We start from the raw sequence: 25,933 nt of genomic DNA, 5'->3' as shown, positions 1-25,933 counted from the left end.
GCTCGGGGGCAAGGACGGTTTGGGGTTACCGGGGGACGGCTCGGGGCTACCTGGGGACGGAGTACGTGGTGGTGTACTCCTCGGTGACCGGCTGACCACCCGGCGCGGTCAGGATCCGCTCGTTGGTGATCCGGAACGACCCGCCGCACCCGCACGGTCCCATGACCGTCTGCACGTCCCAGTACGGCGTCGACCAGAACGTCACCGTGACCGACGTCTCGTTGCTGTCGGTGTCGATGAGGATGTCGTAGGGGGTGTCGTTGCGGATCTCGAGGTTGACGTTGGGGTAGTTGATCGTCGCCTCGCGCCCCGGGGGGTACCGCGAGAAGTAGAAGCTGTGGGCCTTGAAGTCCACCAGCTCGATGCCGGCGAACCAAGCGGCGTTGAAGAACGTCGTGGCGAACTGGCTGACGCCACCACCGATGTCGCTGACGAGCTCGCCGTCGAGGATCGCCCCACCGACGGTGAACCCGTTCTCGACGGTCCGACGTCCCACGAAGTGGTTGACCTCGAACGCCTCTCCGGCGGGGACGATGACCCCGTCGACGATCTCGGCGATCCGACGGATGTTCTGCACGCGGGACTGGCCGGCCGTGTAGTAGCTCGTGAAGGTCGAGATCGGCTCGACGATGCCCATGTCGGCAAGGCTGACCTCGGAGTCGGTCTCGCCCACGATCTCGACCTCACCGCCCCCGGCCAGCGCCGCGTCGATGACCTGCGCGAGGGTGGCCTCACGGTCGGGTTCGAAACCCGGCTCGACCTCGTCCAGGACCAGGTCACCGGTGATGTCGGACACATCGGTCGGATCGTCGTCAGTGGTGGGGGTCGGCGACCGGTTCTCGACGTGGGCCGTCACCTCCGGGCGCACGCGCGCCAGGTCCATCAGGGCGACCAGGCGCCCGGGCGTGCCGTCGGGGTCGGGTACCAGGCGCAGCCGTTCGCCCTCCGGGGCCTCGGCGTCGACGGCCACGTCGACGAGCTGTCGCAGCTCGCTGCGGCTGAGGGTGATCGCCTGTGGCCCACGACGTTCCTCCGAGGACTCCTCGTCCTCGTCGGCTTCGGGGTCGGCAGGCAGGATCACCTCGCCCGTCACCACGACCTCGGCGGCCTCGAGGCGGTCGACGACCTCGCCGACGGCGTCGATGTCGGCCTGGGTCACGGGCGGCGCAACGGTCGACCCGGCCACGGTGACCTCGAGGGTTTCCGGCCAGGTGGAGGGGTCGGTGGTCTCGATGGTGTCCAGCGCCGTGTCGAGTGCCTGTCGGACGTCCTCGCTGGTGACGTCGAGCCCGTCGACGCCGGGGGTGGTGTCGATCCCGGAGGCGCGGACGTCGAGCTCGGCGTTGATCGGCTCGGCGGTCACCGCGGCGGCCACCTCGGTCAGGACATCACCGTCGTAGGGCTCCAGCTGCAGCGGTGCCGCGAGGGGCCCGGAGGGCAGCCGGCGCAGCCAGGCCGAGATCGAGGGCAGGCCCTGCTCGATGGGGCTGATCGTGCCGCGCACGTCGACGGTGAGGCCGAGGTCCCCACCGGTCCGCACCAGCTCGGTGCCGGCATCGGTGGAGAACCGGAGCGGGAGGCTGGTCAGCGTGCCCGCAGCCTCCTGCAGCGCCGCCGGTGCGTCGTCAACGGACGCCACCGACGTCCCGGCAAGGGTGGTCCCCCCGGGAAGGTTGATGGCCATCAGCACCCCAGCAACCGCGAGAACCGCTGTCGAGCCGACCAGTCCGAGCATCCAACCCCAGCGCCTGCCGCCACCCTCCACCGTCATGGTGTCGTGCCAGTCGGCGCGGGACATGCCCGTACCACCGGCGTTGGATGCCTTGCTGGAAGCTGATTGTTCGGTGTCCGGCGTCTCGGTCGAGGGAGTCTCCCCTGCCTCGTCGCTGGCGTGGGTGTCAGTCGTCACGTCACGCACGCGACCACGGTACCGCGTGGACCAGCCGCAGCCGAACCACCGTCCCCGCGCGACACGATGGGGCCGGGGAACGAGGTGCTGCCCGGCCACACGGACCTGGAGGGCACGGGGGGAACCATCCAGCGGGGCCGGGCAGCACAGTGAGTGTAGAACGTGCCTCCGGTTCCGCCACCAGCTTTGCCGTCTCGTGGTGTGCCTGACCGATTGACACAGGAGTGGCCATCGGCGCCTGGGCGATGCTGTCGGCCATGAGCGACATCTCCCCGCCCCCGCGCAGCGCAGACCGTCGGTGGACCCCTGCCGAGGACGGCCGTGGCGAACCCGGATCGGATCGTGTGAAGGTGCGCCGCGACACCAAGAAGCGGGGCCGCTACGACGCCGAGGCGGTCCACGCCATCCTCGACGCCACCCCGTTCTGCCACATCGCCTACGTGCACGACGGCCACCCCATCGTCATCCCGACGCTGCAGGCCCGCATCGACGACCACGTCTACCTGCACGCCTCCTCCGGCAGCCGGCTGGGGCTCAGCGCCGACACGCCGTGGCCCATCTCGTTGTCGGTGACCCTGATCGACGGGCTGGTGATGGCCCGCTCCGGGTTCCACCACTCCATCAACTACCGCAGCGTCGTCGTGGTCGGTGATGCCGTGCTGGTCACCGATCGCGAGGAGATGCTGCTGGCGCTGGACACGACGGTCGATCACGTGGCGCCCGGGCGCGCAGCGGAGCTGCGACGACCGACCGAACGGGAGCTGTCGGCCACGGTCGTCGCGCGGCTGCCGCTGGCCGAGGCGTCGGTGAAGACGCGCACCGGCCCGCCCAACGACGAACCGGAGGACATGGACCTGCCGGTGTGGGCCGGGGTGGTGCCGATGACCACGACGTTCGGACCGCCGCTCCCCTCCCCCGACCTCGCCGACGACATCCCGGTCTCACCGTCGGTACGCCTTCTGACGGGCTGACCGGCCGGTCGGGCCAGCCGAGCCAGGACACTCAGTACCCGATGTCGATGTCGCCGGGTTCGACCAGGCCGCTCTCGTAGGCGAACACCACGATCTGCGCGCGGTCGCGCAGGCCCAGCTTGGTCAGGACGTTGGAGACGTGGGACTTCACCGTCGCCGCACCGATGAACAACGCCTCGGCGATCTCGGCGTTGGAGGCACCACGGGCGACCGCGGCGGTGACCTCCCGCTCCCGTTCGGTCAGCCGGTCCAGCCGGTCGGCGACCGCTCGGTCGGTCGACAGCTGCTGGCCGAACCGGCTGATCAGCCGACGGGTGATCGACGGGGCCAGCAGGGCACCGCCGTCGGCGATGGTGCGCACCGCCTGCACCAGCTGGTCGGCCGGGGTGTCCTTCAGCACGAACCCGCTGGCACCGGCCCGGAGGGCCCGGTAGACGTACTCGTCGGGGTCGAAGGTGGTGAGGATCAGCACCCGGACCTCGTGGCCGGGCGTCGTGTCTGCCTCCTGCAGGATGCGGATGGTGGCCTCGATGCCGTCCATCTCGGGCATCCGGATGTCCATCAGCACGACGTCGGGACGATGCTCGCGGGCCACAGCAACCGCCTCGACCCCGGTCGCCGCCTCTGCGACCACGTCGATGTCGTCGTTGGCGCCGAGGATCATCGCGAACCCGCTGCGGACCAACGTCTGGTCGTCCACGACCGCCACACGGATGGTCACTGCACGTTCTCCTTGCTCACGCGGCGTCTCCGTCGATCGGCAGCTCGGCGCGAACCAGGTACCCGCCCCGCGGTCGCGGGCCGGCAACGAGGCTGCCCCCGAGGAGGGTGGCCCGTTCCCGCATGCCGACGATGCCGTGGCCGCTGCCGGGCTCGCCGTTCACCCCGGCGCCGTCGTCGAGGACCTCCACGACCAGCCGGCGCCGGTCTGCCTGCAGGGTGACGTCGGCCCGAGCGCCCGGGCCGGCGTGCTTGAGGACGTTGGTCAACGACTCCTGCACGATCCGGTAGGCCGACAGCTCGACCCGCGCTGGCAGCGGCGCGGCCACCCCATCGATGGACAGCGTGACCTCCAGCCCTGCGCGACGCGTCTGCTCCACCAGGCGGGGTAGGTCCTGCAGTCCCGGTTGCGGACCCGCACCGTCGAGGTCGGCCTCGAGCCGCAGCACGCCGAGGAGGTGCCGCAGCTCGTCGAGGGCCTCGCGGCCGGCCTCCTCCACCGCCGTCATCGCACGCAGGGCGGCTTCGGGGTCACGTGCCGCGACGGCCTTGGCGGCGCCGGCCTGCACCGTCATCGAGCTGACCCGGTGGGCGACGACGTCGTGCAGCTCGCGTGCGATACGTGTGCGTTCCTCCATCACGATCCGATGGGCCTCCACGTCCTTCTCGCGCTGGAGGGCCACCGCCCGCTCACCGCGGAGACGCAGCCGACGACCGATGGACCAGGCCACCTCCATGGCCACGCCGGACACCACGACCTCGCCCCACGGCAGTCCGGCGAGCAGTCCGTCGGCGGCGATCAGGACGATGGCGACGACGACGCCGACGATTCCCCGTTGCTGGGAGGGGGCGTACCGGCCGACGCTGTACAGGCCGATCAGCAGGGTGCCGCCGGCGTCGGCGAAGCCGGAGTCGAGCGTCGCTGCGAAGCAGACCAGCACCACGGCGAGGACCACCAGCGGCTCGTGGCGACGGCGATACAGGGCAGCGGACGCGACGGCGAAGGCGAGGAGCGCCGGGACGGGCACGTCCTGCACGGACCGGGTCATCAGGGTGTCGCCGGGCCCCTCGGTCACCGTCGTCGTCAGCACGAACACGACGGTGGCAAGCACCGCGTCTGCCGTGCGCGGCCAGCGCACGAACGGGCCCGACCGTCGGACCCGCTCCGCAGGTCGTGGCGCGCCGAGGGGGCCGGGCGTGTCCACGTTCCGGCGGGCAGCGGTGGTCGACCCGGGGCTCACCCGCTCACCGTAGGGGAACGCCTCGCCCGCAACACCCTCCCCTGGATGGAGATCGCCGCCCGTCGCAGGGAGGAGACGGGGCCGGCGCGGCGGACCGAAGGACCCTCCCGGGGACGGGGAACGAACCGTTCTCGCAGCGGGCGACGAGCGCACCGTGCGGGGGGGAGGGTCGACCTCGACGTGCCGGTCCCGGCACCCGCAGGACGCCCCGCCAATCGAGAAGGACTCAACCGTGTACCAGCTCGCTCGTCGCATCGGCGACGCCAGCGCCCGCCGCCCATGGGTCACCATCGCTGCCTGGCTGATGGGGATCATCGTCGTCCTCGCCACGGCCGGATCGATCGGCGGCGCGTTCGTCGACGACATGACGGCCCCGGGCAGCCAGAGCGAACGCGCCAACCAGCTGCTGGCCGACCGCTTCCCCGACGCTGCAGGGGGCAGCGCCATGGCGGTGTTCGCCGCCGAGGACGGCCAGCCGCTGGTCGCCCACCGCGAGGTGATCGCCGACGCCCTCCAACGGATCCGTGCCGTCGACCACGTGGTCGCGGTCTCCGATCCGTTCGTCGACGGCACCGTGTCGGACGACAGCCGGATCGGGTTCGCCACCATCGCCTTCGACACGCCGTCGGTGGACCTCGGACCGGCGCCGCTCGCCGCCCTCGACGCAGCCGTGGGACCGGCCCGGAGCGCCGATCTCGCCGCAGAGCTCGGTGGTGACGCGATCTTCATCAACGCCGAGACCGAGACGTCGGGCGCGGAGGCCATCGGGTTGGTGGCGGCCCTCGTCATCCTCGTCATCGCGTTCGGCACCGTCGTCGCAGCGTTGGTGCCGATCGCCCTCGCGCTGACCGCCGTGGCCGCCGGCCTCGGGGGGATCACCCTGCTCGCCGCGGTCATGGACACCTCCACCTCCGCGCCAACCATCGGCGCGATGATCGGCCTCGGGGTCGGCATCGACTACGCCCTGTTCGTCGTCGCCCGGTACCGCGAGCACCGCACCGCCGGGCTGCCCAACGAACAGGCGCTGTCCCTCGCGATGGGCTCCTCCGGGTCGGCGGTGGTCTTCGCCGGCGGGACTGTCGTGGTGGCCATGGCGGCCCTGGTCCTGACCGGCCTCGGGTTCCTCGGATCGATCGGCTTGGCCACCTCCCTCGTGGTGCTGTTCGCCGTCGCCAGCGCCCTGACGTTGCTGCCGGCCATCCTCACGCTGCTCGGCGACCGCATCGACGCTGGTCGCCTGATCGGGCGCGGCCGCGCGCCGGTGCCGAGCGAGGACACCCGCTGGTGGCAGTTCGCGCATCGCGTCTCCGGCCGCCCGTGGCCGTGGCTGCTGGCCGCGACGGCCCTGCTGGTGCTGCTCGCGGCCCCGGCGATCCGCATGGAGACCGGCTTCCCCGACGCCGGGGACGACTCGGTGGAGACCACCCATCGCCGTGCCCACGACCTGCTGGCCGAGGGCTTCGGCCCGGGGTCGAACGCGCCGTTGTTGCTCGTGCTGGACCTGGTCGACACCGGCCTGGCCGCCGAGGACGTACCCACGATCGTGGCCGCGGTACGGGCCGACCCCGGCGTGGTGATGGTCGGGCAACCCGTGACGTCGCCGGGCGGCGACGCGGTCGTGGTGCCGGTCGTACCCGCCACTGACGCCGCGGACCCCGCGACGTCGGCGACGTTGCAGCGCGTCCGGGCTGTCGCGCCCGACGGGCTGTACGTAGCCGGGCTGACCGCGATGACCGACGACCTGACCACCCAGCTGACTGACACGCTGCCGGTGTTCGTCGCCGCCATCCTTGCCGCATCGTTCCTGCTGCTGATGGTCGTGTTCCGCTCCGTCGCCGTCCCGCTGAAGGCGGCGGTGATGAACCTGCTGTCCATCGGCGGGGCCTACGGCGTCGTCGTCGCGGTGTTCCAGTGGGGCTGGTTCGGTGGCCTGTTCGGACTGGACGGCACCTACCTGATCGCCTCGCCCATGCCGACCATCTTCTTCGCCGTGCTGTTCGGCCTGTCCATGGACTACGAGGTCTTCCTCCTCTCGCGCATCCGCGAGGAGTACGCGGTGACAGGCGACAACGCCGAGTCCGTCGCCCGGGGCATGGCCGGTACCGGCCGCGTCATCACCTCGGCCGCCCTGATCATGATGGCGGTGTTCGGCAGCTTCGTCGGCAACACCTCGCCGTTGGTGAAGATGATGGGGCTCGGGTTGTCGACGGCGATCGTCCTCGACGCCACGATCGTCCGGATGGTGATCGTGCCTGCGACGATGGCGCTGATGGGCCGCGCCAACTGGTGGCTGCCCGGCTGGCTGGATCGTCTGCTGCCCCACGTCGACCTCGACCACGCGGTCGCATCCGCCCCAGCGGTTCCCGTCATCGACGTGACCACCCGCCCGCGCTCGCTGGAGGAGATCTCGTGAAGGCCTGGACGTTCGACCGCTACGGCAGCCCCGACGTGCTGCGCCTGGAGGACGTGCCCGACCCCGCCCCGGGCCCCGGCGAGGTGCTGGTGGACATCCGGGCGGCGGCGCTGAACCCCTACGACTGGCGGATCCTCGGGTCCGACCCGCTGGTGGCTCGCGTGTCGCTCGGGCTGCGGCGTCCTCGGGCCGGGGCGATCCTCGGCGCCGACCTGACCGGCGAGGTCGTCGCCCTCGGTGACGGGGTGACCGACCTGGCCGTGGGCGACCGCGTCCTCGGCGAGGTCGAGCTCGGCGCCTGCGCGCAGCGGGCGGTGGCGTCGGCTGACCGGCTGGTCGTCGTGCCCGACGGCGTCACCGACATCCAGGCGGCAGCTGTGCCGATGGCCGGGCAGACGGCGTGGAAGGCGGTGCATGCCGTCGGCCGGGTCGGTGCGGGCGACCGGGTGCTCGTCAACGGCGCGTCCGGTGGGGTGGGCACGTTCGCGGTGCAGCTGGCCGTGGCCGCGGGCGCGACCGTCACCGGGGTCTGCAGCGGCGGCAACGCCGAGCTGGTCCGCTCGCTCGGCGCCGCTGCCGTGGTCGACTACACAGTGACGGACTTCACCGAGGAACGAACGGCGTACGACGTCCTCATCGACACCAAGGGGACCCATCCCCTGCGGCGGTTCCTGCGGACGCTGGTCCCCGACGGCCGCCTCGTGCTGGTCGGCGGGGGCGGCGGGAAGCTGCTCGGCCCCGCCACCCACGTCCTGCTCGGCGTGCTGGCCAACCACCTGCAGCGCCGGACCATCGGCGTGGTGGGCTGGAAGCCGAACGCGGCCGACCTGGCGGCGGTGATCGGGTTGGTGGCCGACGGGGCCGTGTCACCGGTGATCGACCGTGTGGTGCCGTTCGCCGACGTCCCCGACGCCCTGCGCTACCTCCGACTGGGCCATGCACGGGGAAAGGTTGTCATCGAGGTGTGACGTTGCATGCGGTCCCGGACGTCTAGCCTCGGGGCCATGCAACCCGAGACGCTGGCTGACCTGGCCAACCTCAGACGGGCCCGTGACTTCATGGACCGGGAGTACGACCGGCCGCTGGACGTGGCGGCGGTCGCCCGGCGGGCGCTGATGTCCCCCTCTCACTTCTCCCGCCGGTTCCGGGCGGTGTACGGCGAGACGCCCTACGCCTACCTGATGACCCGGCGCATCGAGCGGGCCATGACCCTGCTGCGGGCCGGAACCAGCGTGACCGACGCCTGCATGGCGGTCGGCTGCTCGTCCCTGGGGTCGTTCAGCAGCCGGTTCACCGAGGTCGTGGGGATGTCACCGAGCGAGTACCGCGCACAGGAGCACCCCGCCGAGAAGGCGATGCCGACCTGTGTCGCCAAGGCCAACACCCGACCACCACGATCCCCTGGTCGCCGGTCGAGCAGGATCGGAGAAGCGTCGGGGATTTCCGCTCACTAGCGTGCAGCGCATGACTCTCGCACTTCGCTACTGCCACGTCACCGTCACCGACCACGAGGCCGCGCTCGGCTTCTACCGCGATGCCCTGGGCCTGGAGGTCCGCAACGACGTCAGCTCCGGCGGCCACCGCTGGGTGACGCTGGGCATCCCCGACCAACCCGGGACCGACATCGTCCTGTCCGACCCCTACGGCGGCCGCTCGGAGGCCGACGGCGACACCATCGCCGAGCTGGTCACCAAGGGGGTGTTCGGCATGGTCGTGTTCCGTACCGACGACCTCGACAAGGTGTTCGAAGCCGCAGAGGCGTCGGGCGCCGAGGTCATGCAGGAGCCGACCGAGCAGCCTTGGGGACCCCGCGACTGCGCCTTCCGCGACCCCGCCGGCAACATGGTCCGCATCGAGCAGACCACCCCCGCCGAGCAGGCCTGACCCACCCTCCCCCGGTCGGCGCGATCGGGGTGGCCGGTCGGGGTGGCCACCGGCGCGATCCGCTCGGCCGACCCGAAAGGCCACCGGCGCGATCGGGGCCTGCGTCGCCGTGGGCCGATGATCGGCGCGATCCGCCGCCGCCCGGCCCCGGTGGCCACCGGCGCGATCGGGGCCCAACCCACCCCTACGTGGGTACCGGCACGATCCGCCCGGCCGAACCGGGTGGCCACCGGCGCGATCGGGGCCCAACCGTTGCGTGGGTACCGGCACGATCCGCCCATCGGCTACTCCGTATCAACGACTCGTCAGCACCTCCCCCGAAGCTGCGAGGATGGTGGTGTCGGACGCAACCGCATCCGGCACCACGGCTTGATGGGCACCCGATGTTGGTTCGCTACGGCTACGAGATCGGGATCACCTGCGAGGCCCCGACGCCGCTGATCTGCCTGCTGTCGGTGCATCCCGACCTGATGCGTGACCTGCGCGCGCCGGAGTCGTTCTTCACCACGCCCGCCGTGCCCAGCTCCACCCACATCGACCTGCACGGCAACCGGGCCCGTCGCCTCGTCGCACCGGCTGGGGCGTTCTCGTTGTGGGGTGACGCGACGGTGTCGGTCGACGGGCTCTTCGACGTCGCCTACCCCGCGGCCAGGGAGGTCGCCGTCCCCGACCTGCCGTCGGAGACGCTGGTCTACCTGCAGGGCAGCCGGTACTGCGAGACCGACCTGCTGAGCCAGACGGCGTGGGACATGTTCGGCCACCTGGCGCCGGGCTGGTCGCGGGTCCAGGCGATCTGCGACTTCGTGCACCAGCACGTCCGGTTCGACTACGGCGAGGCCCGGGCAACCCGGACGGCACAGGAGACGTTCGAGGAGGGGGTGGGGGTGTGCCGTGACTTCGCGCACCTGGCGGTCGCCCTGTGCCGTGCGCTCAACATCCCCACCCGCTACGTCAACGGCCACATCAGCGACATCGGCCTGCCGCCCGTCCTGGATCCGATGGACTTCAGCGCCTGGATCGAGGTGTACCTCGACCAGGGGTGGTGCACCTTCGATCCGCGCAACAACAGCCCCCGGATCGGCCGGATCGTGGTCTCACGGGGCCGTGATGCGGCAGACGTGGCGCTGATCTCCAGCTTCGGCCCCCACGAGCTGACCAACTTCCGGGTTTGGACCTACGAGGTCGACGCCGTCTGAGCGCCCCCGGTGGCGGGCGGTCCGTCCAGCTCGGCGAGCCGGCGCTGCAGGTGACGGCGGGTGCCGTCGTCCGAGGCGAGGTCGAGCGCGCGTCGGAGGGCCTCGCGTGCGCCGTCGGGGTTGCCCAGACGGGCCAGGAACTCGCCGCGGGTGACGTGCCACGGCGGGTAGCCCTCCAGCCCGCCCAGGGCCTCGACCTGCGCCAGCGCCGACGCCGCCCCGTGGACCTCTGCCACGGCCACGGCACGGTTCAGCGACACGACCGGGCTGGGGTCGAGCTCGGCCAGGTGGTCGTACAGCGCCAGGACCTGTGGCCAGTCGGTGTCCTCGACCCTCACCGCGTCGGCGTGCACCGCGCTGATGGCGGCCTGCACCTGATACGGGCCGGGCCGGTTGCGGCGCAGGCACGACCGGACCAGCGCCTGTCCCTCCGCGACCAGCCGTGGTGACCACCGGGATCGGTCCTGGTCGCGCAGGAGCACCAGCCGGCCGTCGTCGTCCCAGCGTGCGTGCTGCCGGGCGTCGGCCAGCAGGAGGAGGGCGAGCAACCCGGTCACCTCCGGCTCGTCGGGCATCAGCTCGTGGAGCAGGCGGGCGAGCCGCATGGCCTCACGGCGCGGCGAGGGGCGACTTCCGTCCTCCGGGGCGTTCGATCCGGCGTTGTGGATGAGGTAGACGACACCGAGGACGGCGTCGAGCCGCTCGGGGAGGTCGGCTTCGGCCGGCATCGCGAACGGGATCGTCGCGGCCACGATCTTGTGCTTCGCCCTGACCAGGCGTTGCGCCATCGTCGGCTCGCTGACGAGGAACGCCCGTGCCACCTCGGCGGTCGACAGGCCACCGAGCAGTCGCAGGGTGAGGGCCACCCGGCCGTCGAGCGGCAGCGCGGGATGGCAGCACATGAAGAGCAGCCGCAGTCGTTCGTCCACCACGACCTCCTCCTGTGATGGGTGCCCGTCGTCGCTGGCGGTGACCCCTCGACCGCGATCGTGGTCCCCGCCGGGCGGCCCACCGATGAGGTCGACCGGGTGGGCACGGGCGAGGAGGTCACTGCCGCGCCGGTCACGACGAAGGATGTCGATGGCGCAGCGGCGGGCGGTGGTGGTGATCCACCCACCCGGATTGGCCGGCAGTCCGACCTCCGGCCAGCGGTCCAGGGCCCGCGCGAACGCCTCCTGCATGGCGTCCTCGGCGAGGTCAACGTCCCCGAAGGCGGCGACCAGGGCCGCAAGGGACCGTCCGGCCTCCTGCTGGAAGGTCCGCCCCACCCATTCGGTGTCCGGGACGGTCACTGGGTGCGGTGGGGCTCCTCGGAGAAGCCGGCGAACGGCCGCACCTCGATCGGCATCCCGACCGTTGCGCTGGTCCGGTCGGCCCACTCCAGCGCTTCGTCGAGGTCGGCGGCGGTGATCACGTAGAAGCCGCCGAGGTGTTCCTTGGTCTCGATGTAGGGGCCGTCGGTGACCGCCCGCGTGCCGTCGCGGTGATGCACCACCGAGGCGGACTCGGGGCCGTGCATGCGCGCGGAGAACAGCCAGGCGCCCTTGTCGTGCATGTCGGTCTCCAGCGCCTCGAGCGCCGTCATGTGGCCGGCCATGTCCTCCTCGGTCATGGGTGGGCGCTCCTGGGTGGGGTCCATGTGGACGCTGAGCATGTAGTGCGGCATGGCATCTCCTCGTGGTGGGTCCAGCGGCCGGGTCGTCCCCGCCGCTCACCATCACCACGAACAGGATCGGACAGATCGACAGGGGCGGCGTGACCCAGTCGAAGAATTCTCTTGGCACGACCGCGTTCGTACGGTGTACGGTTCTGTCCTGACCAACCGTACTAAGTAAGGACAGAGGGATGAGGGTCTGCATCATCGGCGCGTCCGGCAAGCTGGGCCGCTACATGATCGAGCACGCGCTGGAGCGTGGACACGAGGTGGTCGGCGTCTGTCGGCCGAAGAGCACCGACAAGCTCGCCGACGTGGCCGACCGGATCACGATCGTGCCGGGGCGGACCGACGATCCAGCGGTCATCGCGAAGGCGGTTGCCGGCTGCGACGGCGTGTTGGTCGTCCTGGTGCCGTTCGGGGTGAAGGGCTATTCGTCCGGGACTGCCCAAGCCGTCCTGGACCATGCCGAACCGGACGCACGGGTGGTGTTCTCCTGTGGTTGGCACATCACGAGGGACGGTCAGGACCGATACTCGTGGCGCCTGCGCCTGACCCTTCCGATCGTGACGGTGCTGGCTCGGTTCTTCCGGTTCGTCGACATCGACGACCAGGTGGAGGCGTGCCGGCGGATCTTCGCCAGCGACCGCCGCTGGACGGTGGTGCGCGGAAGCGATCTGGAGGAGGGGCCGAGCGAGGGCCTGCCCGTGTGGTCGCAGCACGTCGGTGACCCGGTGCTGGAGAGCAACCGGACCCGTCGGACGGACTTCGCGCTGTTCATGGTCGAGGCGTTGACCGACGACACGCTCGTCGGTGAGGCGCCGGCCATCGTCAGCCGGATGAGCGAGTCGGCGCTGGCCCATTCGGGAGCCCGTTGACGCCGGCGACGGTGGCCGCTGCGGCGTTGGTGTCCCTGACGGTGCTGGGCAGCGTGGGGTTCTGGTTGCGACCTGGAGACCGCCGCAGGGTCTGAGCGTGTCCGGTTCTCACTCGATGTGGCCGGCGCGTCCCCCTCCCTGACGAGGGGTCTCCATCCACGTCAAGAAGGGCATCTCGTGAACCTCGACCTTGACGGCCACGTCGTCATCGTGACCGGCGGCACCAGCGGCATCGGCCTCGCCACCGCCCACGAGCTGGTGGCCGAAGGCGCCCGTGTCGTGGCCGTGGCCCGCAGCGAGCCCCAGCCCGGGGTACTCCCCGACACGGTCGACTTCGTGGCCGCGGACCTGTCCGACCCGGCCGCGGGGGACCATGTGATGACCCGAACCCTGGCCTGGTATGGGCGCATCGACGCCCTGGTGAACAACGCCGCGCGCTTCGAGACGCGCCCGTCCCTCCTTGGCTTCGCCGACGAGGAGTGGCGATCGACGTTCGAAACGAACCTGTTCGCCCCCGCCCGCCTTGCTCGCGCGGTGGTCCCCGCCCTGCGGGAGACCCGTGGAAGCCTCGTGCACATCGGCAGCGAGGCAGGCCGGATGCCCGACCCGACGATGGCCGCCTATGCGGCGTCGAAGGCCGCGCTGCTGTCACTGTCGAAGTCGCTTGCGATCGAGTTCGGACCGGACGGCATCCGCTCCAACGTCGTCTCGCCCGGTCCGACCCGGACGGCGTTGTTCGACGCGCCGGGCGGGTTTGCCGAGCAGCTGGCCGACCGCTTCGACACCGACCCCGACACCGCCGTCGAGACCTTCGTCCGTGACGAGCGGCGGCTGCCGACGGGCCGGGTCGGCCGCCCAGAGGACGTCGCCGGCGTGATCGCCTACTTGCTCTCCCCCAGGGCCTCACAAGTGACCGGTGCAGAGTGGGCCGTTGATGGCGGTGCGCTCCGCCAGCTGTGAGTGCGGCCCACGGATTGCGACGGCGGCCTACGCGGTCGACACGAGCAGGCGCAGCGCTGCTGAGGAGGCACTTCCGGGCGCTGCGGTGTGGGTGAGGAGGCGCTGCCCGTTCCCCTCGGGCAGATGCAGGACCTCGAACCCCAGCTCCAGAACCCCGACCGTCGGGTGCCGGAGGCGCTTGGCGCCGCTGGTGCACAACCGCACGTCGTGGCCAGCCCAGAGGCAGGCAAACTCGGGGCTCTTCACGCTCAGCTCACCCACCAGCCCCGCCAGGCGCCGGTCGTCGGCGAACTGCGCGGCCACGTACCGCAGGGAGGCGACCGCCCGTGCGGCCTCTTCCGCCCAGTCGACGTACAGGTCTCGGGTGTGGGGATCGAGGAACAGCAGCGTGAGCTGGTTGGGCCGACCCTCGACCCTCGAGGGTGCGTCGTCGTCGAGGTGCCCGGCGAGCAACAGGTGCCCGGCGCGGTTCCAGGCAAGGATGTCGTTGAACCGCCCGAGGAGCACCGCGGGCACCTCGCCCATCGAACGCAACAGCTGCACCGCGCCGGGTCTGGCCGTCTCCGGCCTGTACGGGTGGGACCGGCGAACGGGCCTCGGATGCACGAGTGCGTCCACGTGGGCCCGCTCGTCGGGGTCGAGCCGCAGGGCGCGGGCGAGCGCGTCGATGACGGCGTCGGAGGCGTTGTGCGACTGTCCTTGCTCCAGCCGGGTCAGGTAGGTCACCGAGACCCCTGCCAGCTGCGCCAGCTCCTCACGTCGCAGCCCCGGAACCCGCCGGCGGCCATAGCTGCGCACGCCGGCCTCCTCGGGGGTGATCCGGTCCCGGCGAGAACGCAGGAACTCACCCAGCTCCGTGACCGGGCGATGGACGTCAGCCCCGGCGGGCACCGCGTCCGATGACGGTCGTTCCATGCCCCCATTGTGGCGCGCCGGCGCAGCGGAACCTACCCCTGCCAGTGCCAGGCGACCACGGACTCCCCACGCGAGGGTGGTGGCTACCCACCCCATGGCGTCGGAACCTGCGGTCCATGACCGACATCGACACCGTCCCACCATCATCGACCGCGAACGCGCGCGCCCAACCCCTCACCTCCGCGGAGCGGATCGCGATGGCGGTCCTGCTGACCGCGAACTTCACCCTCGCCGTGGACTTCTCCATCCTCAACGTCACCTTGCCACACATCGGCAGCGAGCTCGGATTCGCCACCTCCGCACTGCAGTGGATCGTCACGTCCTTCGCCCTGTGCGCCGCCGGCTTCACCCTGTTCTTCGGACGGGTCGCCGACCTGTACGGCCGCAAGCGCCTGTTCGTGATCGGGATCGTCTTGCTCGGCCTCTCTTCCCTGGCCGGCGGCCTCGCCACGGAGCCCGTACTACTGATCACCGCCCGCGTCGGGCAGGGACTCGCGACCGCGATGGTCACCCCCACCGCGCTGTCGCTGATGACCACGATGTTCGCGGAGGGGCCGGCGCGGTCCCGTGCCCTCGGCCTCAACGGCGCGCTCATGGCCGCGGGGTTCACCGGCGGAGCCGTGCTCGGCGGCCTGCTCACAGGGACGGTGTCGTGGCGCTGGGCGTTCTTCGTCAACGTTGTCGTCGCGATCGCGGTCGTCGCCACCGCGCCGTTCGTGCTGCGCGACCCCGCCCGCGGCCCCCGCCCCGCGCTCGACGTCCCCGGTGCGGTCACCATCACCCTGGCCCTGGTCGCGCTGGTGTTCGGCATCGACACCGCTGGGCACCACGGCTGGGCCCACCCCGGAACCTGGGGGCCGGTCCTGGGCGCGGTCGCCCTGTTCGCGATCTTCCTCACCATCGAGTCCCGCGTGGCCCAGCCCCTCGTCGAACCGGCCCTCTTGCGGCAGCGCAACATCGCCTGGGGCAACGCCGCCGGGCTGCTGGCCTTCGGGACCTTCACCTCACTGGTGTTCATCCTGACGCTCTACCTGCAGCAGGTGCTCGGCTACAGCCCCGTCACCGCCGGGCTCGTCCTCGGGGTTCTCGGCGTCGGTACCGTCCTCGGCGGCCTCGTCGCTCCCAAGGTGATCGACCGGACCAACGCCAAGACGGCCATTGTCTTCGGCTTGATGTGCCAAGCCGGCGCGACTGCACCGCTGGCGTTCGCCGGCGGCAACCGCGTGTGGCTGGTTCCGCTGCTGGTCCTGACGTTCCTCGGCGGCATCGCCAACCTCGTCGCGATCGTCGCCTACACCGTGGCCTCCACCGCCGGGGTCGGGGCAGACCAACAGGGCCTCGCCACCGGGCTGGTCACGATGAGTCAGCAGGTGGGCATCGCCCTCGGTACCCCCGTCATGTCCGCCATCGCCACCAGCGTGGTGGCCGCTGCCCTGCTTCCCGGGCTGCAGGTCGCCATCGCCGTCAACGCCGCCATCACCATCACCGCCGCACTCCTGGTCGCGACGTTCCTCCGGCTGCCGTGACCGCCATGGATCGGGCAAGGCCCGGCTCGAGTGGCCGGTACGGCCAAGTCGAGCGCGCTGTCGGTCGACCGCTCGAGGGCCCCATCGTCACGGTGGGCGAGCAAGCCGAAGAACGCCTCCTCGGGCGCCTCGGCCACGGTTCGACTGGTGGGCGGCCCCAGCCGGGGGTCCAGTCGACCCTATTCCCCACGAGCAGGACCATCGCGAGCGTCAGCAAGCGGTCCGCGTGGCCCTGACAGGGCCTTCACCGCGTCTCCACTTCCGGCCTGTCTCGGTTTTGAGGGGTTGTCGCACCCGCATGGGAGACTCTGACCATGACTCCAGCCCGGCGCGAGGGCTACAGCGTGGTCCTCACCGACCACGTCTTCGACAAGGTGCGTTCGATCGACATGACGCTGGCCGAGTTCGAGGAGCTGCTCGGCGGTGGAGCGGTCATCGAGGAAGCGGCGGTCGATGACGGTGTCAAGGAGCTGGTGCTCATCATCGAGTGGACCCGACCGCTCCACGTGGTTGTGGTCGTGGATGACATCCGTGAGGAGGAGCGTATCGTGACGGTGTATGAACCCGACAAGGAGCGCTGGAGCGCCGACTACAAGGTGAGGAAGCCATGACCCGCTGCGGACGATGCGATCAGGGGGTGCGCCAGCCCGAGCGGCGAGCACGTCTGGCTGAACGGGATGGCCGGACGGCCCTCGTACTGGACGTGCCGGTTGAGGTCTGCCCGGCCTGCGGCCAGGTGTGGCTGACAATGCCGGTCGCGAAGCGCCTTGATGAGTTGTTCGACCAGTTGCTGGCTAGCGGTGCCGAGAGCGCGCAACTGCATTGGGCCGGGTCAGCTGCGGCATGACCTCTATCAGCTGACTTGTGATGGTCACGCTAAGGGGTCGTTCGCCCGCTGAGTTCGGCCGGACCACTGAGACTGCTCAGAGGTTCCTCGCTGGGGCCTATGACTCGGTCGATGCGCTGCTTGGGACTCACCCAGATCCGCGATCTTCGGAAATCGCAAGGAGGCGACATCCGAGGGCGTCTACCCGAGAACGAAGCCGACCTCCTGCGAGCCGCCCTCGTCTTCACGGGGGCGGGTATGGATGCGACCTCGAAGCAACTCATTCGAGACTCACGGCCATCAGTCCGCCGAGGAGGTTCAGCGAGTTGCAGGTGCGCTCGGCATCGACCACAAGGATATTCGCAAGCGAATAGGTGGCCTCCGCGTGCTCTTCGTGGCTCGGAACGAGGTGTCTCATGAACTCGACCTACAGCGCCCGGAGAAGCAGGGCGACCGGTCGCGACGGACGCGACGAATGAGCAAAACGATCAACACGTGTCATGAGGGTCTAGAGGTAACCCAACTGATCGTCAATGACGTTGCGACGCTCTTGAACAGCTAGCGGTCACGCGGCGACGTTGTCGAATCGACAACAGTCGGTGGGCGCTGAGGGGCTCGAACCCCCGACCTCCTCGGTGTAAACGAGGCGCTCTCGCCATCTGAGCTAAGCGCCCGAGAGCGTGCCGTCCGAGGACGGCGCGGAGCAACATGGTACGGGTTCGACCCGGGATGTCTGCGTCGACCGGTCAGCCAGCCCGGGCCTCGAGGTCGGCGGCCACCTGGTCGCTGATCGCGGCCGTGCCACCGACGAGCGTCACCTGGGACAGGTCCGGGTGGTCCTCGATCCACTCCCCCACCGCGGGGGAACCGTCCAGCGTGTCGCGGTCGACCAGCAGCAGCACGCCACCGTCGGCTGCAGCGGCAGGGCCGGCGGCCAGGGCGTCGGGGAAGTTCGAGCCGGTCGCCAGCCACACCCGGTTGCCGTCGGCTCCGAGCTGCTGGGCCAGCGCCGCGACCTCGCCGGAGGTGGCGAAGCGGCTAGGGCCGGCCACCCGTTCCACGGCGATCCCGAGGTCGGTCAACGCCGCTGCGACCGCATCCCCGACGGCGGCCGTGCCACCCACGATCGTCACCGCGCCGATACCGTTGCGAGTCAGCGCCTCGGCGGTCGCTGCGGGCAGCTCGTCCCGTGTGGCAAGGAGCACGGGGTCACCACGGAAGGCCGCGAGCGCCGAGGCCGAGACCGCGTCCGGCCAGCCCCGCCCGGGGTCGGCGTTCGCCCCCTCCACCAGGAACGCGTGCGCGCTGTCGACCCGGTCGGCGACCGCGCCCGCGGTGGCGAAGCGCGAGTCCCCGGCCACCCGTTCGACGGTGACGCCCATGGCACCGAGGTCCGCGGCCACCTGCGCCGACAGCGCCGACACCCCACCGAGCAGGACGACCTCGTCCACGTCCAGCCGGGTCAGCTCGGCCGCGACCTCGTCGGCCAGCCGGTCGGTCGGGTTCAGCAGCAGCGGTCCGGCGACCTGCGTGGCCAGCGTCGCACCCGACAGCGCATCGGCGAACCCGTCGGCGCGGGCAAGCACCGCGGTGGCCGCAGACCCGTCCTCGGGATGGCTGGCACGGGACACCTCGATGGCCGTCGCAACACGCGAGTCACCGGACAACCGGCGCAGCGGGCCGATGACCAGGTCCGCATCCGCGATGTCGACCAGCAGCCCGTCGGAGACGGCAGCACGGAGGATCGCCGGCCCGGTCGGGAAGCCGGACAGGTCGATCGTGGCCGGACCGGTCTCGGCCGGATCGAGGTGCCGCAGCAGCGACCGGGTCTCCCCACCGTCGACGGAGATCGACAGGGTGGCCCCCAGCACGTCGTCGGCGTCGGCGTCGTCGACCGCGAGCTCGACGGTCGCGCGGTCGGCCGTGACCGTCTCGGGCACGGTCAGCGACACCGTGGGCGCGTTGGCCGAGGCGGGCCACGCGATGGCGTCGTCGCCGTCCTCCACCAGCACGAGCGACGTGACGTCGGCCATCGCGGGCAGGACGGCGACGTGCAGCACCGCCTCTGCCTCCTCCTGCACGCCCTCGATCACCGGCGCGGCCGCGAGCACTCCGCCGTCGGCGTCCCGGGCCTCCACGACGAGGTCGTCGGACTCGGCCTCCACGATCGCGCCCCGGCCCGACACGTGGTCGGCCGGCAGCAGGAACCGTTCGCCGTCCTGCTCGAGCACCGACACCACCAGCGCGCCGTCCGCCCCGGGCGGTGCCTGCCGGGGCGCAGGAGCAGACGCCTCCGGGGCCGGTGAGGACGGCGGGAACGGCGTGGTGGTCGGCAGCCCACCCATCGCCGCAACCATCCGCCGCCACGTCAGGTCCGAGGGCCACCGGTCCCTGACCGTCGTGACCAGCGGCGACAGGTCCACCGCCGGGGGCGAGCTGCCGTAGCTCATCAGCTCGGCCCCCTGCTGGGCGTCGCCGTTGGTGCACGGTGCGGTCCGCTCCCCCGTGGTCGGACAGAAGTCCAGCACCGACGCCGTCCAGCTGTTGGACAGGACCGCCGTGCCCAGCGGCGTGGCGATCAGCTGCCCGCTGAGGTCGGTCATCAACGCGCCGAACGCCTGCCGCTCGGGACCGCTGGTCGAGGGGTTGATCCAGCCGCGGCCGTAGGGCCACGCCTCGGCATCGGCTTCCCGATGGCTGCCGTCGGCATGGCGAATCCCCATGGTGTGTCCCAGCTCGTGGGCCGCGGAGTCCCCAAGGGACGCCGTCACCATCGGCCAGGCGTTGCCGTAGCGCGTGGCCGCCGACGCGCCCAGCCGTGCCCCGTCGAAGCCATAGGCGAGGCCGAAGCAGGCGCGGAACGTGGTGCCGTACCCGAGGGTGACGGTGTAGTCGGCAGGCGCGGTCGGGGCGACGTTGCCCGCGGCCGCCAGGGCCGCCAGGTGCAGCGCCCGGAGGCAGTCGTTGGCCGGGGCCAGCTGCCGGACACGCCCATCGGCACCCCGGGCCCGGAACGGACGGGAGGGGTCCTGCAGGACCACGTCGGTGGCCGACGCCACGGCCACGCCGGCGAAGGGCGTGGTGCGTTCCAGGTACGGCACGACCTCACGGCGGAAGCGTCCGATGTCGGCGTTCGCGCCGGGACGCCCGAACTCGTCTGTCAGGTTCCTGAAGTGCGGACCGGTGAAGTTGAGCAGGTGCACCCGAAGGTCCTCGGCCGGCTGAAGGTCAACACGGACAGTGCCGCCGACGGCGCGGTCCTCGAACTCGTGCCACGGGGTCAGCCACACGCCGCGGATCAGCTCGCGGGGCACCAGGTCCGCGCCGACGACCTCGCCCTCCGACAGCACTGCGTCGCCGTCGAGCACGAACTCCACCGTCCTGGACGGGTCGGCCCGCATGACCAGCAGCTGGCGGTCCAGCTCCGCATCCGCCGGGCCGACCACGGGGCGCGGTTCACCGAAGACGTTGGGCCGGATCACCGTCGTCGTCTCCAGCACGACCTGCGGCGGCAGCACCCCTGGGGCGATGTCGAGCTCGACCTGCAGGCGGAGGTCGACGTCGTACACCGCAGGATCGGCACCCTCCCCTGCGAACGGGTACAGGCGGACCAAGGTGTCCCGCCCGACGACGAACGGCACGTCCTGGTCGGGATAGTCGACGGTGGAGTCGATTGCGCCGGCCCGTGCCACCCGTGTCTGGATGCCCTGGTTGACCTCGATGGCCTCCACGACCGGGTCGGGGTCAGGCAGCTCGACCGGCCCGCCCCAGGCGTAGAGGTCGACCCCGTCGTCGGTGTCGTCGTCGTTGAGCTGCTGGGAGCTCAGGAACACCACGACCTCGCCGGAACCGGTGATGACCTGCCCGAAGGAGCTGATGTGCACGAATCCGCCGGTGGACGCGGTTCCGGGCTGGGCGACGAGCCCGACCGTCCGCGTCGGCACGTCGAAGACGAACAGGTCGGCGCTGCCCTCGGGACGCGAGAAGGGTTCGTCGGCGTTGCCGAACCCGAAGAGGGCCGGGTCCCCACGGAACACGACCGCCGTCCCGTCGTCGCTGACCACGGCACGGTCCCGCTGGTTGAAGCCGATCAGCTCGGTCGGCTGCAGCGTGTCAACCGGTTCGCCGTCGGGGGTCCGTGTCACCAGGATGTTCTCACCGGTCTCCAGATCGTGGAACCACGCCCCGGAGTCACTTCGCTCGCCGATCGTCTCGAGGACCAGTCCAGCGCCGTTGCGGGCCAGCGCGATGCCGGACTGCGACAGCGGGCCGGGAAGGTCGATGGGGCCGATGTCCGCGGCGATCGAGTCACCACGACGGACACACACCGCCGGTGTCGGGCCACACCGTTGGGACGCCTCGCGCGGGATGACCGCCCACGTGCGACCGTCCCCGGCGAGGGCCATCGCATGGAACGACGACCCGACGGGGCTCAGGTCGTTGTTGAAGAAGACGGGTTCGATCAGGCCGGCGCGCCACGTGTAGAGGAAGAAGTTGGCGGTCTCCTCGAACGCGGATCGGTCGAAGGCCTGCCAACGCTGTCCGCTGGTCTGGGCCGAGAACGTGACGACCGCCCCGTCGCTGGAGATGCCGCGGACGACGTGCCGCACACCCGATCCGACGTGGGGGTCCTGGGCAGTCGGCGCGGGGATGCCCTCGCTGAGCCAGTCGACGCCGTGGCCCTCGCGCCAGAGGTACAGCTCGTCGTTGAACCACGCGGTCGTGTCCTCCGCGGGGTAGACGAGGTCCGGACACCTGGCGGTGAACGCGACGGCCGACCCGTCGTCGGCGATCTCGAACGGCGCACGGGCCCCGAAGACGGACTCGTTGCTGTTGACCTGGCCGCACGCCCGCCGGTCGTCGACCGAGCGGGTCACCAGCTCGGTGGTGCCCCGGTCGACGTCGTAGCGCAGCAGCATCGTGCCCAGCCGCGATCCGTCGTCCCTGGTGTTGGGCTGGGGAGCGCCGTTGGTGGAGTCCGACAGGTAGAAGACGTAGCGGCCGTCCCGGCTGATCCTGGGGTTGGTGGCGGGACCGTCCGCGGCGGCGTCGCTGCCGTTGGCGGTCGAGATCAACCGGGTCCGGCCGTCCGTCCGGTCCCAGATGTAGACGTCGCTGGCGTCGTTGTCGTCCGGTTGGTCGTTCAGCACCCCGCCGACGCTGGTGGCGAACGCCACGATCCGTCCGGCGTCGTCGACCACGTGGCCGATGGCGGTCCCGAAGTCCTCCGGTGGAACCGCGCCGTCGGCGGTGCGGAGGACGTCCATGACCGGTTCGGGTTCGTCCTGGGCCGCCACGTCGGGCGGCGCCGTCAGCCCCAGCAGCACGACCACCCACACCGCGGCGGTGCGGGGCAGACCCGCACGGATCTGGCGGTGTGCCCTCACGCCCGCTCCAATCGGATGCGTGCTGTGACGATAACACCCGACCCTCGACCGGCGCCCTACCATGCTGGCCATGAGCGACACCGACCCGCAGCAGCCCCAGCCGCCCCAGCAGCCCCGCGTCAACATCAAGGTCGACGACGACGAGCGGTTCGGCACCTACGCCAACTTCCTCGTCGTCAGCCACTCGGCGCACGAGTTCACCCTCGACTTCTGCCAGATCATGCCGGGCGGCGAGCCGGGCAAGGTGCAGGCGGAGGTCGTCTCGCGTGTCAAGATCGCCCCGACGATGGTCGGCAAGGTCATCCGGGCGCTGAACACCAACATGACCGGGTACGAGGACAAGTTCGGCATGGTTGCCGAGATCGGCTGACCGCCCGCCCCTGTTGACGAACCACCACGGGTGACGAACCGCCACGTCACCGCCCCAACACACCACACCGAGGAGCAACACGATGACCGCCCCCGCGGCGCGTTCCGCCGATGACTGGATCCTGCTCGGCCTCGAGCGCGGCCCGTCCGACGAGCTGCTGGCCAGAAGCCCCGAGCTGCTGGAGGAGGCCGGCAACGACGGTCGTCCCCGCATCCGCTGGTACGTCTCGACCGACGAGGCGATCGTGCTCGGCCGCGGCCAGCGCGACGCCAAGCCCGTCGCTGGGCACACCCGGCTGCAGCGCCATTCCGGCGGCGGTGCGGTCCTGATGGACGCCGAGCTGCTGTCGTGCGACGTCGTCCTGCCGGCTGGCCACCCCTGGCTGGACGACGCCGACCTCGGGGCCGTGTTCGCCCCGATCGGTGCGGCGTGGATGGCCGCCCTGGCCGACCTCGGTGTGCACGACCTGGCCGTCCACACCGGCGCGGCCACCGCCAGCCGGCTGGGCCCCGAGCACCTGCGTCCGCTCGCCGAGGTCTGCTACGCCTCCCTCGGCAAGGGCGAGGTGATCGCGAGCGGCCGCAAGCTGGTCGGGCTGTCCCAGCGTCGCCGCCAGTCCGGCGCGCTGATCCAGTGCGGCATCCACCGCACCTGGCGGCCCGGCCCGCTGATCGAGGCCCTGGACGTCGAGGTGGCCCGCGAGGCCATCGAGGCAGCCGCGGTCGGCATCGACGACCTGCTGACCCCACCGGTGAGCGACGCCTCGATCGTCCGGGCCGTCCAGGACCGGCTGCTCGCCGCCGACCGATGAGCGCTGACGCGATGGAGACCGATCCGGCGAGCACCGGCAAGCTGATCGTTGCGTCCAACCGCGGCCCCGTGTCGTGGTCGCAGGCCGACGACGGCTCGTGGACACCCTCACGGGGCGCCGGCGGGCTGATCGTGGCGCTCGGCGGCGCCCTGCAGGAGCGGCCGGGAACCTGGGTGTCGGTGGCGCTGGAGGACGGCGACCGCGAGATGTCGGCCGCCCACGACGGGCAGGCGTTCACGGCCGACACCGGCCAGGGCCGCTTCACCCTGCGTCTCGTCGACGTCGGCGAGGTCTACGACGACTACTACAACAAGGTCGCCAACCGGCTGCTGTGGTTCACCCTGCACCAGCTGTGGTCCGAGCCGTACTACCCGCTCGGTGACGGCTGGACCGACGCGTGGGCGGCCTACCAGGACGTCAACCGCCAGGTTGCCGAGGCCGTCGTCGCCGAGGCCGGGGACGACCCGACCCCAGAGATCCACCTGCAGGACTACCACCTGCTGACCGCCGCCCCGCACATCCGCGCGGCGATCCCGGGCGCAAGGATCCTGCACTACATCCACACGCCGTGGGTCCACCCGACGTACTTCCGGCGGCTCCCCGACCCCATGGTCACCGCGATCCTCGACGGGCTCGTTGCCTGCGACGTCGTCGGCCTGTCGGCGTCGGAGTGGACCGACACCCTGCGCTCCTGCTTGGTCCAGCTGGGCGGCTGCCCGGCGGTGGAACCGACGCCGGACGGGACGTGGGTCGCGTCGCCGCGTGGCCGGTTGCTGCTGAAGGACTTCACGCTCGGCATCGACGCCGACAGCCTGGCCGAGGTGGCGGCATCCGACGCGGCGATCGCCGAACGCGACGCCCTGGTCGAGCAGGTCGGCGACCGCCAGCTGATCGTGCGGGCCGACCGCACGGACCTGTCCAAGAACATCCTCCGTGGCCTGGTCGCCTACGACCTGCTGCTGCAGCGTCGCCCCGACCTGGTCGACCGCGTGCACTTCCGTGTGCTGCTCAACCCCTCCCGACAGGGGGTACCGGAGTACCGCGAGTACCTGCAGCGCTGCATCGATCTGGGCGAGGAGATCTGCGGACGCCACGGCGAGTCGGTCCTGGAGATCGACGTCGACAACAGCTTCCCGCGAGTCGTGGCGTCGATGCAGTCCTACGACGTGCTGCTGACCAACCCCGTGATCGACGGGACGAACCTGGTGGCCAAGGAGGGGCCGGCCCTCAACGAACGCGACGGGGTGCTCGTCCTGTCCCGCAACGCCGGGGCGGCCGACACGATGACCGATGCGGTCTTCGTCAACCCCTTCGACGTCGAACAGACCGTGGACGCGCTCGAACACGCCCTGGAGATGGGGGCCGAGGAGCGAGCCCGCCGGGCCGCTGCCCTGAAGGACGCCGCGTCGTCGGGCACCCCGGCTGACTGGCTGAGCGCACAACGTCGCGCCCTGGACGTGGCCGTCGGCGACTGACGACTTCGATCCTCCGGGGAGGAATGACCCCCCACCGCGTCGAACTGGCCGACCAACCCCAACGTCCTCGGAAGGTCCAGGCCATGAAGTCATTCCCCACGTTCGCCGCTGCAGCCCTCGCGCTGGTCCTGCCGCTGGGCGGTGCCGTCGCCGGCGCTGCCGAGGGCGACTGCTACGACATCTTCCCCAACGACCCCGCCACCGAGGTCCTGGCCTGCCACGACACCAAGTACCTCACCGGCCTCGGGGGCAATCTGGGGAACCTCCAGGCCATCGGCCTGACCGACGAGGCGCCGACGTCCGGTGACCGGCGCAGCGGAGGCGTCAACGTCAACGTGGTGCCCGGCGTCACGTTCGTGGACGACACCGATCCCCGGTTCTCCCACACCATCCATGGGGCCTTCACCGGCGTGATCGACGAGATGTCCGCCGCGATGTACCTCGGCAACCCCCTGGACGCGGCCCTGGCCGCCAACCCCAACATGCGGGTCCGCCTGAGCATCGGTGGCACGACCGTCTACGACAACTACGGCAACGCCGCAGCCGACACCGCCGAAATGATGACCGTCACCCACGACAGCGAGCTGCAGACCGCCTACTTCCAGTTCACGGGGTTGTACAGCAAGCTGGCCGACAACACCGCCACCACCAGGCACGAGATCGTCCTGCAGTTCAGCGAGGCCTACTACGGCGACGGCAACCACGTCCTGTACTACGACTCCGCCGAGACGCCGTCCAGCCTGTCCATCAACGACGCCGACGCGTTCGGTACCGTCCTGAAGTAGGTCGGTCCACCC

Annotated in this window: 22 protein-coding genes and 1 tRNA gene; 15 read left to right on the top strand and 8 right to left on the bottom strand. The window is 71.0% G+C overall.

Annotated features, from left to right (window positions below):
• Positions 1-46: 46 nt before the first annotated feature.
• Positions 47-1,909, bottom strand: a complete 1,863-nt coding sequence (locus tag DVS28_RS10780; protein WP_216826549.1) for a VanW family protein — start codon at positions 1,907-1,909, stop codon at positions 47-49.
• A gap of 257 nt (positions 1,910-2,166) precedes the next feature.
• Here DVS28_RS10780 and DVS28_RS10775 point away from each other — a divergent pair, with 257 nt between their 5' ends.
• Positions 2,167-2,880 carry a pyridoxamine 5'-phosphate oxidase family protein gene (locus DVS28_RS10775; protein WP_114594120.1) on the top strand — a complete coding sequence of 238 codons (714 nt, stop codon included), beginning with the start codon at positions 2,167-2,169 and terminating at the stop codon, positions 2,878-2,880.
• Positions 2,881-2,911: 31 nt separating this feature from the next.
• Here DVS28_RS10775 and DVS28_RS10770 read toward each other — a convergent pair whose 3' ends face one another.
• Both DVS28_RS10770 and DVS28_RS10765 read right to left on the bottom strand, forming a co-directional pair.
• On the bottom strand, positions 2,912-3,601 hold the full coding sequence (locus tag DVS28_RS10770) for a response regulator transcription factor (RefSeq protein WP_114591450.1): 690 nt from the start codon (positions 3,599-3,601) through the stop codon (positions 2,912-2,914).
• 16 nt (positions 3,602-3,617) lie between these two features.
• Positions 3,618-4,841: a sensor histidine kinase gene (locus DVS28_RS10765; protein ID WP_216826548.1), complete on the bottom strand. Its 1,224-nt coding sequence runs from the start codon at positions 4,839-4,841 to the stop codon at positions 3,618-3,620.
• A gap of 232 nt (positions 4,842-5,073) precedes the next feature.
• Here DVS28_RS10765 and DVS28_RS10760 point away from each other — a divergent pair, with 232 nt between their 5' ends.
• The 5 genes from DVS28_RS10760 to DVS28_RS10740 all read left to right on the top strand — a co-directional run bounded on the left by DVS28_RS10760 (position 5,074) and on the right by DVS28_RS10740 (position 10,334).
• Positions 5,074-7,254 carry an MMPL family transporter gene (locus DVS28_RS10760; protein WP_114591449.1) on the top strand — a complete coding sequence of 727 codons (2,181 nt, stop codon included), beginning with the start codon at positions 5,074-5,076 and terminating at the stop codon, positions 7,252-7,254.
• Positions 7,251-8,222 (top strand): NAD(P)-dependent alcohol dehydrogenase, encoded by a 972-nt coding sequence (locus DVS28_RS10755; protein WP_114591448.1) that lies wholly within the window; start codon positions 7,251-7,253, stop codon positions 8,220-8,222. Before DVS28_RS10760 ends, DVS28_RS10755 begins: the two co-directional genes overlap by 4 nt.
• A 36-nt stretch (positions 8,223-8,258) precedes the next feature.
• Positions 8,259-8,708, top strand: a complete 450-nt coding sequence (locus DVS28_RS10750) for a helix-turn-helix transcriptional regulator (protein WP_114591447.1) — start codon at positions 8,259-8,261, stop codon at positions 8,706-8,708.
• Between the two features lie 10 nt (positions 8,709-8,718).
• Positions 8,719-9,138, top strand: a complete 420-nt coding sequence (locus DVS28_RS10745; protein ID WP_114594118.1) for a VOC family protein — start codon at positions 8,719-8,721, stop codon at positions 9,136-9,138.
• 383 nt (positions 9,139-9,521) lie between these two features.
• Positions 9,522-10,334, top strand: coding sequence for a transglutaminase-like domain-containing protein (locus DVS28_RS10740; protein WP_114591446.1), 813 nt, complete (start codon positions 9,522-9,524; stop codon positions 10,332-10,334).
• On the opposite strand, the gene DVS28_RS10735 is transcribed toward DVS28_RS10740, so the two are convergent.
• The gene (locus tag DVS28_RS10735; RefSeq protein WP_114591445.1) at positions 10,313-11,626 is read right to left on the bottom strand and encodes an RNA polymerase sigma factor; all 1,314 of its coding nucleotides are present in this window, start codon (positions 11,624-11,626) and stop codon (positions 10,313-10,315) included. The two genes, DVS28_RS10740 and DVS28_RS10735, sit on opposite strands and share 22 nt — an antisense overlap.
• Positions 11,623-12,000, bottom strand: coding sequence for a YciI family protein (locus DVS28_RS10730; protein ID WP_114591444.1), 378 nt, complete (start codon positions 11,998-12,000; stop codon positions 11,623-11,625). Before DVS28_RS10730 ends, DVS28_RS10735 begins: the two co-directional genes overlap by 4 nt.
• A 179-nt stretch (positions 12,001-12,179) precedes the next feature.
• Between DVS28_RS10730 and DVS28_RS10725 the strand changes: the two genes are divergently transcribed.
• Both DVS28_RS10725 and DVS28_RS10720 read left to right on the top strand, forming a co-directional pair.
• Complete coding sequence (locus DVS28_RS10725; RefSeq protein ID WP_114591443.1) at positions 12,180-12,866, top strand: NAD(P)-dependent oxidoreductase; 687 nt, start codon at positions 12,180-12,182, stop codon at positions 12,864-12,866.
• 177 nt (positions 12,867-13,043) lie between these two features.
• Positions 13,044-13,826 carry an SDR family NAD(P)-dependent oxidoreductase gene (locus DVS28_RS10720; protein ID WP_114591442.1) on the top strand — a complete coding sequence of 261 codons (783 nt, stop codon included), beginning with the start codon at positions 13,044-13,046 and terminating at the stop codon, positions 13,824-13,826.
• 27 nt (positions 13,827-13,853) lie between these two features.
• Here the strand turns inward: DVS28_RS10720 and DVS28_RS10715 are convergent, their stop codons facing one another.
• Positions 13,854-14,741 carry a helix-turn-helix domain-containing protein gene (locus DVS28_RS10715; protein ID WP_114591441.1) on the bottom strand — a complete coding sequence of 296 codons (888 nt, stop codon included), beginning with the start codon at positions 14,739-14,741 and terminating at the stop codon, positions 13,854-13,856.
• A gap of 116 nt (positions 14,742-14,857) precedes the next feature.
• Here DVS28_RS10715 and DVS28_RS10710 point away from each other — a divergent pair, with 116 nt between their 5' ends.
• The 3 genes from DVS28_RS10710 (at position 14,858) to DVS28_RS30235 (ending at position 17,114) form a co-directional block, all read left to right on the top strand.
• Complete coding sequence (locus tag DVS28_RS10710) at positions 14,858-16,267, top strand: MFS transporter (protein ID WP_114591440.1); 1,410 nt, start codon at positions 14,858-14,860, stop codon at positions 16,265-16,267.
• A 344-nt stretch (positions 16,268-16,611) separates the two neighbouring features.
• Positions 16,612-16,878, top strand: a complete 267-nt coding sequence (locus tag DVS28_RS10700; RefSeq protein WP_114591438.1) for a hypothetical protein — start codon at positions 16,612-16,614, stop codon at positions 16,876-16,878.
• Positions 16,875-17,114 (top strand): YgiT-type zinc finger protein, encoded by a 240-nt coding sequence (locus DVS28_RS30235; RefSeq protein WP_114591437.1) that lies wholly within the window; start codon positions 16,875-16,877, stop codon positions 17,112-17,114. Before DVS28_RS10700 ends, DVS28_RS30235 begins: the two co-directional genes overlap by 4 nt.
• Positions 17,115-17,693: 579 nt before the next feature.
• Here the strand turns inward: DVS28_RS30235 and DVS28_RS10690 are convergent.
• Positions 17,694-17,767 (bottom strand) — tRNA-Val (locus DVS28_RS10690).
• Between the two features lie 72 nt (positions 17,768-17,839).
• The gene (locus tag DVS28_RS29955) at positions 17,840-22,480 is read right to left on the bottom strand and encodes a cell wall-binding repeat-containing protein (RefSeq protein WP_114591436.1); all 4,641 of its coding nucleotides are present in this window, start codon (positions 22,478-22,480) and stop codon (positions 17,840-17,842) included.
• 70 nt (positions 22,481-22,550) lie between these two features.
• Between DVS28_RS29955 and DVS28_RS10680 the strand changes: the two genes are divergently transcribed.
• From DVS28_RS10680 to DVS28_RS10665, 4 genes are all read left to right on the top strand, one after another.
• Positions 22,551-22,850, top strand: a complete 300-nt coding sequence (locus DVS28_RS10680) for a DUF3467 domain-containing protein (RefSeq protein WP_157965833.1) — start codon at positions 22,551-22,553, stop codon at positions 22,848-22,850.
• Between the two features lie 82 nt (positions 22,851-22,932).
• Positions 22,933-23,661, top strand: coding sequence for a lipoyl protein ligase domain-containing protein (locus DVS28_RS10675; protein ID WP_114591434.1), 729 nt, complete (start codon positions 22,933-22,935; stop codon positions 23,659-23,661).
• The gene (locus tag DVS28_RS10670; RefSeq protein WP_114591433.1) at positions 23,658-25,136 is read left to right on the top strand and encodes an alpha,alpha-trehalose-phosphate synthase (UDP-forming); all 1,479 of its coding nucleotides are present in this window, start codon (positions 23,658-23,660) and stop codon (positions 25,134-25,136) included. The genes DVS28_RS10675 and DVS28_RS10670 overlap by 4 nt, the downstream gene beginning before the upstream one ends.
• A gap of 83 nt (positions 25,137-25,219) precedes the next feature.
• Positions 25,220-25,921 carry a hypothetical protein gene (locus tag DVS28_RS10665; RefSeq protein WP_164710379.1) on the top strand — a complete coding sequence of 234 codons (702 nt, stop codon included), beginning with the start codon at positions 25,220-25,222 and terminating at the stop codon, positions 25,919-25,921.
• The last annotated feature ends 12 nt before the right edge of the window (positions 25,922-25,933 follow it).

This window comes from Euzebya pacifica, assembly GCF_003344865.1.
GTDB lineage: Bacteria > Actinomycetota > Nitriliruptoria > Euzebyales > Euzebyaceae > Euzebya > Euzebya pacifica.
Note: the sequence above shows the minus strand (reverse complement) of the source record. Positions and strands in the feature narration are given on the sequence as shown.

What these genes read in the sequence shown, in the direction of transcription:
- DVS28_RS10665 (WP_164710379.1), top strand. Translation starts at nt 25,220, where the DNA reads ATGAAGTCATTCCCCACGTTCGCCGCTGCAGCCCTCGCGCTGGTCCTG.
- DVS28_RS10750 (WP_114591447.1), top strand. Translation starts at nt 8,259, where the DNA reads ATGCAACCCGAGACGCTGGCTGACCTGGCCAACCTCAGACGGGCCCGT.
- DVS28_RS10710 (WP_114591440.1), top strand. Translation starts at nt 14,858, where the DNA reads ATGACCGACATCGACACCGTCCCACCATCATCGACCGCGAACGCGCGC.
- DVS28_RS10715 (WP_114591441.1), bottom strand. Translation starts at nt 14,741, where the DNA reads ATGGAACGACCGTCATCGGACGCGGTGCCCGCCGGGGCTGACGTCCAT.
- DVS28_RS10675 (WP_114591434.1), top strand. Translation starts at nt 22,933, where the DNA reads ATGACCGCCCCCGCGGCGCGTTCCGCCGATGACTGGATCCTGCTCGGC.
- DVS28_RS10670 (WP_114591433.1), top strand. Translation starts at nt 23,658, where the DNA reads ATGAGCGCTGACGCGATGGAGACCGATCCGGCGAGCACCGGCAAGCTG.
- DVS28_RS10680 (WP_157965833.1), top strand. Translation starts at nt 22,551, where the DNA reads ATGAGCGACACCGACCCGCAGCAGCCCCAGCCGCCCCAGCAGCCCCGC.
- DVS28_RS30235 (WP_114591437.1), top strand. Translation starts at nt 16,875, where the DNA reads ATGACCCGCTGCGGACGATGCGATCAGGGGGTGCGCCAGCCCGAGCGG.
- DVS28_RS10730 (WP_114591444.1), bottom strand. Translation starts at nt 12,000, where the DNA reads ATGCCGCACTACATGCTCAGCGTCCACATGGACCCCACCCAGGAGCGC.
- DVS28_RS10745 (WP_114594118.1), top strand. Translation starts at nt 8,719, where the DNA reads ATGACTCTCGCACTTCGCTACTGCCACGTCACCGTCACCGACCACGAG.
- DVS28_RS10740 (WP_114591446.1), top strand. Translation starts at nt 9,522, where the DNA reads ATGTTGGTTCGCTACGGCTACGAGATCGGGATCACCTGCGAGGCCCCG.
- DVS28_RS10725 (WP_114591443.1), top strand. Translation starts at nt 12,180, where the DNA reads ATGAGGGTCTGCATCATCGGCGCGTCCGGCAAGCTGGGCCGCTACATG.
- DVS28_RS10775 (WP_114594120.1), top strand. Translation starts at nt 2,167, where the DNA reads ATGAGCGACATCTCCCCGCCCCCGCGCAGCGCAGACCGTCGGTGGACC.